Source organism: Pelatocladus sp. BLCC-F211 (assembly GCF_041928655.1).
GTDB lineage: Bacteria > Cyanobacteriota > Cyanobacteriia > Cyanobacteriales > Nostocaceae > Pelatocladus.
Genome location: NZ_JBHFLM010000014.1, coordinates 26,730 through 39,333, shown reverse-complemented (window position 1 = coordinate 39,333; position 12,604 = coordinate 26,730). Strand labels below are relative to the sequence as shown.

General features: G+C 42.4%; 8 protein-coding genes. 6 read left to right on the top strand and 2 right to left on the bottom strand.

From position 1 onward, the window contains the following. The first annotated feature begins 127 nt into the window (after positions 1–127). From ACE1AT_RS01360 to ACE1AT_RS01350, 3 genes are all read left to right on the top strand, one after another. Positions 128–472 carry a hypothetical protein gene (locus ACE1AT_RS01360; protein WP_374865516.1) on the top strand — a complete coding sequence of 115 codons (345 nt, stop codon included), beginning with the start codon at positions 128–130 and terminating at the stop codon, positions 470–472. Between the two features lie 258 nt (positions 473–730). Then, complete coding sequence (locus ACE1AT_RS01355; RefSeq protein ID WP_374865515.1) at positions 731–2,449, top strand: AAA-like domain-containing protein; 1,719 nt, start codon at positions 731–733, stop codon at positions 2,447–2,449. 277 nt (positions 2,450–2,726) lie between these two features. Next, entirely contained in the window at positions 2,727–6,077 is a 3,351-nt protein-coding gene (locus tag ACE1AT_RS01350; protein ID WP_374865514.1) for an AAA-like domain-containing protein, read from the top strand. A 291-nt stretch (positions 6,078–6,368) separates the two neighbouring features. Here the strand turns inward: ACE1AT_RS01350 and ACE1AT_RS01345 are convergent, their stop codons facing one another. Together ACE1AT_RS01345 and ACE1AT_RS01340 are read right to left on the bottom strand one after the other, a co-directional pair. Next, positions 6,369–7,337 (bottom strand): N-acetylglucosamine kinase, encoded by a 969-nt coding sequence (locus ACE1AT_RS01345; protein WP_374865513.1) that lies wholly within the window; start codon positions 7,335–7,337, stop codon positions 6,369–6,371. A 362-nt stretch (positions 7,338–7,699) separates the two neighbouring features. Next, positions 7,700–11,707 carry a magnesium chelatase subunit H gene (locus tag ACE1AT_RS01340; protein WP_374865512.1) on the bottom strand — a complete coding sequence of 1,336 codons (4,008 nt, stop codon included), beginning with the start codon at positions 11,705–11,707 and terminating at the stop codon, positions 7,700–7,702. Here ACE1AT_RS01340 and ACE1AT_RS01335 point away from each other — a divergent pair. From ACE1AT_RS01335 to ACE1AT_RS01325, 3 genes are all read left to right on the top strand, one after another. Continuing rightward, positions 11,675–11,809 carry a hypothetical protein gene (locus tag ACE1AT_RS01335; protein ID WP_374865519.1) on the top strand — a complete coding sequence of 45 codons (135 nt, stop codon included), beginning with the start codon at positions 11,675–11,677 and terminating at the stop codon, positions 11,807–11,809. The genes ACE1AT_RS01340 and ACE1AT_RS01335 overlap by 33 nt on opposite strands. Positions 11,810–11,969: 160 nt before the next feature. After that, positions 11,970–12,191, top strand: coding sequence for a hypothetical protein (locus ACE1AT_RS01330; protein WP_374865511.1), 222 nt, complete (start codon positions 11,970–11,972; stop codon positions 12,189–12,191). Next, on the top strand, positions 12,169–12,426 hold the full coding sequence (locus ACE1AT_RS01325) for a type II toxin-antitoxin system RelE/ParE family toxin (RefSeq protein WP_374865510.1): 258 nt from the start codon (positions 12,169–12,171) through the stop codon (positions 12,424–12,426). The genes ACE1AT_RS01330 and ACE1AT_RS01325 overlap by 23 nt, the downstream gene beginning before the upstream one ends. The last annotated feature ends 178 nt before the right edge of the window (positions 12,427–12,604 follow it).

The following is a 12,604-nucleotide window of genomic DNA, read 5'->3' as shown; positions in this document are numbered from 1 at the left end:
CTGACTATGTGTTAACAACAGCATTGAAGTCTTCTCATTTATCCTGCTCAGTTGTCAAGTGCGTTTTTTATCCGGTCGTTTCTTCTTATCTTCTTTTATTTGTCAAGTTCACATTACACCAAATTAGATGAGCTTACCCTGTTCTGGACTCAAAGCAATTGATCCAAATATGGATTTTGGTGATGCTCGCAATTTGCAAAATATGACACAACTAATCGAGCAATACCGTACCAAAATAGATGCTTATAATACTGCTTTAATTGTAATTGACTCTTCCAAAACAGAAATGAAAGAATTGGAGAAACAATTGGGTGATCTTTCAGAAAAAATGCTAATTGGGGTTGCCTTTAAGTATGGCAAAGACAGCGTAGAATATGAAATGGCTGGTGGTGTTCGTAAAAGCGATCGCATCCACAGAAGTTCTGTTAGCCGTATAAAAGCCAGTACGGAGGAAATGTCTATTAGTCAATAGACGCGATTCATCGCGTCTGTACAATTAATCGCGTCTCTACGATGAATCGCGTCTCTACGATGAATCACGTCTGTACAATAGTCAATTGTCATTAGTTTTTCTCCGCGTCCCCGCACCCCGCGTTCCCTCCTTGTCTCCCTTCCCTTATCCCCAATCTCCCTTCCCGATTTTCAATAATATTTAGAAATAACCTGATAATCTGATGTAGTTCAAACTACTTGTTATCAATATTTTCTATTTATAAAACTTAATCTAACAGTGAAAAAAATATTAATTATATCAGCAAACCCCAAGAATACATCTAAGCTCCGCTTGGATGAAGAGGTGCGAGAAATTGAAGCAGGATTGCAGCGTTCTAAAGGACGTGATCAATTTGAAATTATCTGCAAATGGGCCGTGCGTACTGATGATTTGCGTCGGGCTTTATTAGATTATGAACCACAAATAGTGCATTTTTCTGGACATGGGGCTGGCACTCAAGGTTTGGTATTGGAAAATAATGCTGGGGAAATGCAATTAGTAAGTACAGAATCTCTAGCGAGGTTATTCAAATTTTTTCAAGATAAAGTTGAGTGCGTATTCTTTAATGCTTGCTACTCTGAAGCCCAAGCCCAAGCAATTCATCAACACATTAATTATGTGATTGGTATGAACCAGAAAATTGGGGATAGGGCTGCGATTGAATTTGCGGTTGGGTTTTATGATGCTTTGGGCGCAGGTAGAACTTATGAGGAAGCATACGAATTAGGTTGTGCTTCTATTGATCTAGAAGGGATTCCAGAGTCTTCAACCCCAGTATTAAAAAGCCCTGATAATATTCACAAAGTTGAAAATTCTCATGCGTCTAGTATTTTATCAGAACAAGGGCGAGGTGAAGTAGAAAATGGGGGCGATCGCAATACAATTCATCTAGCAAAAAAATCAGAACAGGTAACACCTATCCCCACAACATTAATCTTTTCCTTGGAAGAACCAGAGGGACAAGTACCTTTAGATTCTGCTTTCTATGTCGAACGTCCACCAATTGAAACCGACTGTTACGAAGCAATTGTGAGAACTGGTGCTTTGATTCGTGTCAAAGCACCCCGACAAATGGGTAAAAGTTCATTGATGAGGCGAATTTTGCACCACGCTGAACAGCAAGGTTATCAAACTGTGTGCATCAACTTCCAAGATGCAGATGCTGAATTTCTCAATAGTTCGGAGAAATTTTTACAATGGTTTTCCGCTAGCATCACCTACGGGTTGAATTTACCAGATCAGTTAGCTGATTATTGGAAAGGTATTTTAGGAAGTAAAAATAAGTGTACTAATTATTTCCAAAGGTATTTATTAAACGAGATTGACACCCCCATCGCCTTGGGTTTAGATGAAGTTGATGAAGTTTTCAAGCATCCCGGAATTGCTCAAGAGTTTTTTGGATTACTGCGTTCTTGGCACGAAAAAGCAAAAAATGAGCCTATCTGGCAAAAACTGCGACTGGTAATAGTACATTCTAAAGAAGTTTACATTCCTCTCAACATCAACCAATCACCTTTTAATGTTGGTTTACCGATAGAACTACCAGAATTTACGCAAGCTCAAGTACAAGATTTAATCCAAAAACATGGTCTGAGTTGGAGTGATTCAGAAGTTGATCAGATCATGCGCCTGTTTGGTGGTCATCCTTACTTAGTGCGGGTAGCATTGTATCAAATTGCGCGTGGGCGTATGACCTTAGAGAAACTACAACAAATTGCACCCACGGAAGAAGGCCCCTACAGCGATCATCTGCGTCGCCACTTGCTGAATATCGAAAATGATGCCAAATTATTGTCAGCAATTACACAAGTGATGATAGCAGATTCACCAGTAGACGTAGGAACAACCGAAGCATTTCAACTGCGTAGCATGGGGTTAGTCAAACTCCAAAGAAATGATGTCATGCCCTTGTGTGATTTATATCGTAAATATTTTTGCGATCGCTTGGGAATTTAATACCAATTTGAAAAAAGAATGTGACAAATAAACCATATTCTAGAGACGCGTAGACGCTCGTAAGAGCGGCTTCAAGGTAAGAGTATCATCGCGTCTTGAACAAAGGATGTGTTGCAATCATTAATTGAATTGGTATAAGAAGAGGAGTGTGGAGAGTGTGGGGAGAATACCCATGCCCCATGCCCCATGCCCCATGCCCCATGCCCCATGCCCCATGCCCCATGCCCCATGCCCCATGCCCCATGCCCCATGCCCCATGCCCCATGCCCAATGACAAATGACCATTGACATGACCCAATACCACTATCAAGTCGGGGGTAGTCTTCCCCAAGATGCTCCAACCTACGTTACCCGTCAAGCTGACAAAGATTTGTATGAGAGCTTGAAAGCAGGTGATTTTTGTTACGTTCTTAACTCCCGGCAAATGGGTAAATCTAGCTTGCGGGTACAGGTGATGCAGCGCTTGCAGTTAGAAGGGGTAGCCTGTGCTGTGATTGATATTACCTCGATTGGCACGGCAGATATTACACCGGAGCAGTGGTACGCTGGGGTAATTGATAGTTTAATTGGTAGTTTCAATCTTTACACGACTTTTGATTTAGAAACCTGGTGGACAGAAAACAATTTAATCTCACCAGTCCAGAAGTTAAGCAAGTTTTTTGACACGATATTACTAGAAGCAATTACTACAAATATAGTTATTTTTATCGATGAAATTGACAGTGTTCTGAGTCTGCCATTTCATACCGATGATTTTTTTGCCGTTATTCGAGATTGTTATAATCGTCGGGCAGATAAACCTGTTTATAATCGGTTGACGTTTGCAATTTTGGGCGTGTCTACTCCTTCAGACTTGATTCAAGATCGGCGACGCACACCCTTTAATATTGGTAGAGCAATTGATTTAACTGGATTTGAACCAGAGGAAACAGAACCACTAGCGCGGGGATTCGAGGATTTTTGCGATTCGCAAGCGATGATGTCAGCAGTACTGTATTGGACTGGGGGACAACCGTTTTTAACCCAGAAGGTTTGTAAACTGGTGTTGCAAGCAGCCAAAAGTTTATCAGAACACAAAGATCAAGAAAGCGATAAGTGTAAAGAACCGCGTCCTTATGCTGCGATGTCTTCTTTATCAGCAGTACCAAATCCCTCTAACTTTGTGAGTTGCGTAGTGCGTCAGCGCATCATCGAAAACTGGGAAGCACAAGACGAACCCGAACACCTGAGAACTATCCGCGACAGGATCATGCGAAGTGGTGAACAGCGTACCGGGAGATTGTTGGGATTATGTCAGCAAATTGTCCAGTCTCCTGATGGGATTCCCGCGGATGATAGTCCCGAACAAACAGAATTGCGTCTGACAGGTTTAGTAGTTAAGCGCGATGGGAAGTTACGAATTTACAATCGCATTTATGCAGAGGTGTTTCAACAGGAATGGTGCAATAAGCTACTAGGAAAATTACGTCCCTATGCAAATACACTGGATGCGTGGGTAGAGTCTAACCGTGAGGATGAATCGCGTTTGTTGCGGGGACAGGCTTTAACAGATGCTCAAACCTGGGCAGCAGGTAAAAGCTTGAGTGATGTAGATTACCAGTTTTTAGCAGCCAGTCAGGAATTAGAACAGCGAGATGTACACAAGCGATTGGAAGCAGAAGCAGAAGCAAAAAGGATTTTAGAAGCAGCGAATCGGAAAGCCAAGCGACAAATTCAAATTGGTTCTGTGGTGCTGGGGGTAACTTTGGTGGGTGCAGTGATCATAGGAATATTTGCTCTACAGAAAGTGCGACAGGCAGAAAAATTATTATTAAATGCAGCAATTAGTACTTTGAGTGTGAATGCAGATAATTTAAGAAACTCAGATTTTCAAGATATGAGGGCTTTAGTACAAGGTTTGAAGCTAGGCAAACAACTTCAACAAATAAATCAAAATATAGAAACAGATACGCGTATAACAGTAATAGATGATTTGCGGCAACTAGTTTATGGGATTAAAGAACAGAATCAACTACAAGGACATAGCGATGTAGTATCTAGCGTCATCTTTAGCCCAGATGGAAAAACTCTGGTTTCCGCAAGCGATGATCATACGGTAAAGTTGTGGAATTTGCAAGGAAAAGAACTTGCCACTCTCAAAGGGCATAGCGACAGCGTCTATAGCGTAGCCTTTAGCCCAGATGGCAAAATTCTGGCTTCCGCAAGCAATGACGCCACAGTAAAGTTATGGAATTTGCAAGGAAAAGAACTTGCCACCCTCAAAGGGCATAGCGACAGGGTATATAGCGTAGCCTTTAGCCCAGATGGCAAAACTCTAGCTTCAGCGAGTCGTGACACCACAGTAAAGTTGTGGAATTTGCAACAGCATAAGGTAACTGCCACCTTTAAAGTACAGAGTAATGCGGTTGCGGTATATAGCGTCGCCTTTAGTCCAGATGGCAAGACTATCGCTTCTGCAAGTGCTAGCGGTACCGTGAAGCTGTGGAATTTGCAAGGAAAAGAACTTGCCACCTTCAAAGGACATAGCAACGCAGTATGGAGTGTAGCCTTTAGTCCAGATGGAAAAACTCTGGCTTCCGCAAGCGATGATGATACGGTTAAGTTGTGGAATTTACAAGGTCAGGTACTTACCACTTTCAAAGAACATAATGGTGGGGTTATTGATGTTGCCTTTAGCCCGGATGGCAAAACTCTGGCTTCTGCAAATTGGGACAACACGGTAAAGTTGTGGAATTTGCAAGGTCAGGTACTTGCCACTTTCAAAGAACATAACGATGGGGTTATTGATGTTGCTTTTAGCCCGGATGGCAAAACTCTGGCTTCAGCGAGTCGTGACGCTACAGTAAAGTTATGGAATTTGCAAGGAAAAGTACTTACCACCCTCAAAGGGCATAACGCCAGCGTGAATTATGTTGCCTTTAGCCCAGATGGAAAAATTCTGGCTTCGGCAAGCAGTGACACTACGGTAAAGTTGTGGAATTTCCAAGGAAAAGTACTTGCCACCCTCAAAGGGCATAACGACAGCGTCTATAGCGTAGCCTTTAGCCCAGATGGCAAAACTCTGGCTTCGGCGAGTAGTGACGCTACAGTAAAGTTATGGAATTTGCAAGGAAAAGTACTTACCACCTTCAAGGGACATAATAAAGCCATATGGAATGTCACCTTTAGCCCCGATGGCAAGACTATTGCTTCTGCAAGTGGTGACAACACAGTCAAGTTGTGGGATTTGCAAGGAAAGCAACTTGCTACCTTCAAGGCACATAGCAAATCAGTATTGAGCGTAGCCTTTAGCCCCGATGGCAAGACTATTGCTTCTGCAAGCCGTGACAACACAGTCAAGTTATGGAATTTACAAGGACAGGAAATTGCTACTTTCAAAGGGCATAACGATAGGGTATGGAGTGTCACCTTTAGCCCAGATGGAAAAACTCTGGCTTCTGCAAGTCTTGACAACACAGTCAAGTTGTGGGATTTGGATTCTATGAATTTTGATAATTTACTAGCGCAGGGTTGCGCTCAGGTGCATGATTATCTCAAGACTAATCCGGATGTGAGCGAAGAGGATAGGAGAGTGTGTGATGGTATTGATACTCGTAAGTATTTGAAAGCTGATGTGGCGAAGCGGTGATGGGGAGATTTTGATGAGAATTAACTTAATTTGTGCAAAAAGTTTAATGTAAGCCGATACATTAACAATGTAAGTCGATACATTGGCATTGTAGGGAGTTGCGTTTAGATTGCACGGCGATACAAACACTAAACAGCACAAAAGTGGGTGAAGTGTATTATTGGTTGCGATCGCATAACCCAGATCCCCGACTTTTCTAAAAAGTCGGGGATCTTTTTAAGAATGCCATACTTGTCCTTCTCATTTTTCAAGATGCGATCGCTCCACTTCCGTCAGTTTTTGAAATCGCTATCAATCAAAACCAGGCGAAGATATCAATAAACTCTTCAACGCCAACAAACCAGCACCATAAGCAGGTTCAAATCTTGGCAAAATAACTTTGACAGCAGGAAATTTCTTGACAATAGATGCTGAAAATCTTTTGTGCATCTTGCATTGACCTTGCCACACACTTCCAATTGTGACTATTTCCAAAACTTCACCAGAATCAAAAATAGCATTAATCACTGTAGAAGTTGCTTGGACTAACTCTTGCACAGCACTGTCAATGATTTGACTTGCAACTTCATCACCTCCGGCAGCCGCATGATCAATAATTGGTGCTAAAGCTGCTATTTCTCTAACACCCCAGCCGCGCCGATATATAACTTCAATTAAATCTTCTATATTTGCTAAACTGAGATGTTGCTTTAAATCTTCTACAATTCTGGTTTGCATCTCACGTCCATCATAAGATTTTAAAGCCGCTTGCATACCAGCAACAGCAATTTTATAGGCGCTACCTTCATCTCCTAAAAGATAACCCCAACCCCCGACTCTTTTAATATCTCCTTGCTGATTTTGACCCAAAACTATAGAACCAGTACCAGCAGCAACTACAATTCCTACATCCTTGCCAATTCCACCAACCAAAGCAATCAAAGCATCATTGGTGATGATAATATTAGATGATTTTAATGACCAAATAATAGGGATATAATCACTATTTTGTAAAAAGTCTACAATACTTTTGATAATTTCAATATCAGCGGCACGACCGACACCGGCTAATCCCAAACAAATAGCTTCGACTGTGATATTCTCAGTTTTATTTAAAGCTGCAATAATTGCAGTTTGAATAAATGTAATTGCTGCTTCTACTCCAATAACTTGATAATTAGATGCACCTGCTTCACCACGACCGATGACTTCTTGTCGATGATTCATCAAGATACAAACTGTCTTACTTCCACCACCATCTATTCCTAAAACATAGCTCATATGATTTTAGATATAAAATTATCAAACTGGTATATTATATTAAGTCTGTAGTGAGGACTTTAGTCCTCAAAATCAGGACTAAAGTCCTTACTACAAACTAAAAATCAGAATTGTTTATGAGGAATGCGATCGTATTGGGAGCATCTCACTTTTTGAAGTGGCTCAAACTGACAATAATCCATTAGACATCTGGTGAAAATGAATGTAGAGACGCGAAATTTCGCGTCTCTACAAGAGACCTATTGCAAAAATATTTTTACCCCACCCTGTTTGGGGTTGGTGTAGAGAAGCGCCAATAGCGCTGTCGTGCATGGCTTCGCTAAGGCGCGTCTCTACATTGGTCGTTTCTACACAGTTATAACCTACTCAATTCCCTCAATCCGGTCTTCAACCTCCTGGTACAACTCACGCAACTTTTCCAAATTACTCTCGCTTGTCTCCCAATAACCACGTCCATTCACTTCCAACAAAGTCGATACAATCTTGCGGAAAGAATGGGGGTTCATGTTCATCAACCGCTTTTGCATCTCTTCATCCTGGATAAACGTGGTGTTCACATCCTCGTAAACCCAGTTATCAACAGCGCCAGCAGTCGCACTCCAACCCATTGTGTTTACCAAGCGTTTGGAGAGTTCGCGCACACCTTCGTAACCGTGAGATAGCATTCCCTCGTACCATTTGGGATTTAATAATTTAGTACGAGCATCTAAACGCACGGTTTCTGATAAAGTCCGCACTTGAGCGTTAGCAGTCGTTGTATCTGCAATGTAAGATGCTGGTGTTTTACCATCACCACGCAGACTTGCGACAACTTTAGTCGGATCAGAATCGAAGTAATGAGAAACGTCAGTTAAACTAATTTCGGAAGAGTCGAGGTTTTGGAAAGTCATCTCCGCAGTTTTGAGAGTACTTTCAAAAATCTTTCGGGATTCATCCATCGTACCGGGGTTATCGGCACTGAAAGCAAAGGATTTGCGGTTCAAGTACATTTCCTGCAATTCTGCTTCGCTTTCCCAAGTGCTGTTTTCTACCGCCAAGTTGATGTTGGACGAATAGGAACCAGAAGCGTTGGAAAAAACGCGAGTTGCTGCTTGACGCAGGTTGATTCCCATTTCCTGTGCTTGTTGCAAAGCGTGTTTGCGGACATAGTTCATTTCCAGGGGTTCATCTGCTTCCGCAGCCATTTTCACAGCTTGATCTAGCAGGTTCATCTGGTTGATGAACAAGTCGCGGAATACACCAGAACAGTTAATCACCACGTCAATTCTCGGACGTCCCAATTCTTCTAGAGGTATTAACTCTAACTTGTTGACTCGTCCCAAAGCATCGGGAACCGGGCGCGCACCCACCATCCACATGATTTGTGCTAGTGATTCTCCGTAGGTTTTGATGTTGTCGGTTCCCCAAAGCACAGAGGCAATAGTTTCGGGATAATTACCACCGTTTTCGGCTCTGTGTCTTGCCAGTAGCCTGTCTACAACGATTTTGGCTGATTGTACTGCCGCTTGTGTCGGGATAGATTGCGGGTCGAGAGCGTGTATATTTTTACCTGTGGGTAAGACATCCGGGTTACGGATCGGGTCGCCACCAGGGCCAGGTAAAACGTACTCACCTTCTAAACCTTGGAGTAATCCACCAAGTTCGTTGTCGGCGCAAACTTGCTGCAAGCAGAATTCTAAATACTCAAATACTGGTTTGAGTGCAGCAGCATCAACCTTGGTGTAACCTGCTTGATGCAGTGCTTCTACCCAAGGTTCTTTTTTACCCATATTAAAGAAATTCAGCTTGGATACAAAGGAAACTCGGCCTTCAGCGTCTGTTTGCTCTTGAACAAGGGCGGAAACTGCGGCGCGGGTTGCCATTGTAATATCTTGCAGCAATTGGACATCTTCTAAAATACCGCGATCGCTGTTTTTGTAAATTTCGTCGATGTCGCGTCCCACACTATTGGCAATAATCCGGGGTAGGCTTTGTAGAGACGTTATATTTAACTTCTCTATACCTTCTGGACGATCTAAACCTGCAATATTCACAAGAGTAGCAACTGCTTCTTCTGCACTCGGAGGCTTACCAATGACGTGTAAACCGCAAGGTAAAAGGCGCGATTCTATTTCCATTAATTTACGGTAGACCATGCCAACGATATTATCCCGGTCTTCAGCCGACATATCTTTAGCGTCGGTTTCCGGAAAATTAATATCTTTGTCCAAGTTCACCATCCGGCACTTGTCCATAATGGTGTTGACAATGGGAATACCGCGTCCGGTGTCTTTTAAGGTTTGGTAAGAACCAATTAAATCACTGAGTTCTTTCAAACCTTTATACAAACCAGCATTTTCCGCAGGGGGAGTTAGGTAAGAAATAGTTTCTGCATAGCCGCGACGTTTAGCAATTGTGGCTTCGCTGGGGTTATTAGCTGCGTAATAATACAGATTCGGAATTGTGCCAATTAGATTATCTGGGTAACATTCACCAGACATACCCATCTGCTTACCTGGCATAAATTCCAAAGAACCGTGAGTACCAAAGTGCAACACAGCGTCAGCTTGCCAAACCTGTTCTAAGTAGGTGTAGTAGGCAGCAAAACCATGATGGGGACTAGCAGAACGGGAGAACAACAGCCGCATTGGATCGCCTTCGTAACCAAAGGTAGGCTGAACACCGATAAAGACGTTACCAAATTGTTTTCCGTAAATCAGCAGATTTTGTCCATCGCTGTTGAGATGTCCTGGTGGTGGTCCCCAGTTTTCTTCTAAACGTTGGGAGTAGGGGGTGAGTGCTTCATACTCAGGTACAGACATCCGATAGGCAATGTTCAATTCTGGACTGCTGTACTGGGCTTGAGCATCGTGGATGACTTCTTGCATCAAGGCTTGGGCATTTTCTGGCAAGTCTTGCACATCATAGCCATTGTTTTGAAGTGCTTTCATCACCTCATAGATGGAACCAAACACATCTAAGTAAGCAGCGGTTCCCACATTTCCTTTATCTGGTGGAAAGCTGAAAACTGTAATCGCAACTTTCTTTGTTAATTTGGGTTTACGACGCAGGTTTGCCCATTTGAAGGCGCGTTGGGCGACTGCTTCTATTCGATCCTGGAGAGCGATCGCTTTGCCTGTTGTCCCATCCCTTCCTGATAAGATAATCGGTTCAATTGCTCCATCCAATTCTGGAATAGCAATTTGCAGCGCTACTTGAATTGGGTGTAAGCCTAAATCGCTATCCATCCACTCTTCGGTAGTTTGGAATACCAGTGGCAAAGCGACCATATAAGGACGATTTAAGCGCTTGAGGGCTTCAATTGCCTTGGGATGATCTTGACGGGCTGGTCCACCCACCAATGCAAAACCTGTCAAAGATACTACACCATCAACTAAGGCTTTTTTGGTAGTTGGTTCGTAGAAGTAAGCATCTACAGGTTTAGAAAAGTCTAAACCACCAGCAAATACCGGAATTACCCGTGCGCCCATCGCTTCTAATTCCTGCACCATTGCTACGTAGTGAGCATCATCACCTGTAACTAAGTGGGTACGCTGCAAAACTAAGCCAATGCAGGGCGCTAAGGGATCTTTTAAATCTTTGGAAATATCCTTACGGCTGTTATACCAGTTCAGATACTCTCTGACATCTTCAAACATTGTCATTGACAAAGGATGCCAAATACCCATATCTGGATAAACAACCGGTGCTTCGTATTGTAGAGAAGTTACATGTAACGTCTCTACATTTTTCAATACATATTTATCAGTTAGCATCAGCAAGAAGTTTTCCAGGTTTTCTGGCGAACCTCCTAGCCAATACTGAAAGCTCAACATGAAATTTCTCGCATCCTGTGCTTTTTCCATTGGTAGGAACTTCAGCACTTGGGGCAGAGTCCTTAACAACTTGAGCATCGCATCTTCAAAGCCAGCGCCGGATTTCTCCTTACGCTTACGCATGAATTGGGAAATAGCACTCTTTGACTGTCCCAACTGTGACATTGAGAAGCTACCCATTTTGTTTAGGCGCATCACTTCTGGCATAGATGGGAAAACTACAGCAACATCAAGGCGATCGCGATGGGGTTGTACTGCTGCTGCTACTTTCTGAGCTAAGTCTTCAATAAAAATTAATGAGGCGATAAATATATTGGCAGTCTCGACATCTTTTTTGAACTCCTCGTAGTTTTCTGACGAACGGAGTTCCTCAATCAAGTAGCCGCTGATCTCAATCGCCACGTTAGGATGGTCTTTGTTAATGACCCTTACCGCTTGTGACAATGCACTCTGGTATTGGGACTCTAACACGACATAGACCACCTTAATTAAATGCCGCCCTCGCAGATCATCAGGCGCAATATGTCTAATGGTGGACTTGACGTGGGTGAACATGCTTCTTCGGCTCCTTTGATGCGTGTTCTCAAATCTATCGGCAATCTCAGTCTTTTTTTATCAGAAAAAGCTTACTGCATGGCGATTTTGTCGCCTATCTGACACAAAAAGATATAAACAACGAAACATATTGTTACAGTTTTTGACGAATTTAAAAAGTATTTACTCGCAAAATATTAATTTTTGTTAATTAAATCAGAAGTTCCTTGACCGAAGCGTTGATAAAATAAATAAGTCAAGATATTGACTTATCAACTCAGTTATGATTAATTTGCCAGAAATTGAAGCTGCTATAAAAAAACTACCGGAAAATGATATTCGTCACCTAGCTGCTTGGCTGGAAGAATATTTGGAACAAATGTGGGATCAGCAAATCGAAACTGACTTGGTATCGGGAAAATTAGATCGACTCATTGCAAAAGCTGAAGTCGATATTGCAGCAAACCGGGTGCAAGATATAGATGAAATCCTTAACAACTCCTGATTTTTGGGAAGCTTACGCCCGACTACCAGAGGATGTGAGAGAGCAAGCTAGAAAAGCATATAAACTTTGGCAAGAAAATCAATCTCATCCGTCTTTACACTTTAAAAAAGTTGGCAAAAACCTTTGGTCTGCCCGTGTCACTGGTGGATATCGTGCTTTGGCTTTAAAAAAGGGAGATGATTATTACTGGTTTTGGATCGGTAGTCATGATGAGTATGAAACAGTGTTGAACTAGTATTATGTTTTGGCTTCCACCTCATTCCACCCAAACTTGTATCTACTAGGGATTGCGATCGCACTAACGCTTATATTTGCAAAATTTTAGATGCTCCCAGATGATGAAGCCTTTCAAACTTATTTATAAATCTTCTTGAAAAACCAGTGGATGTTTGTAGTCCTTAGTTTCGCCATTT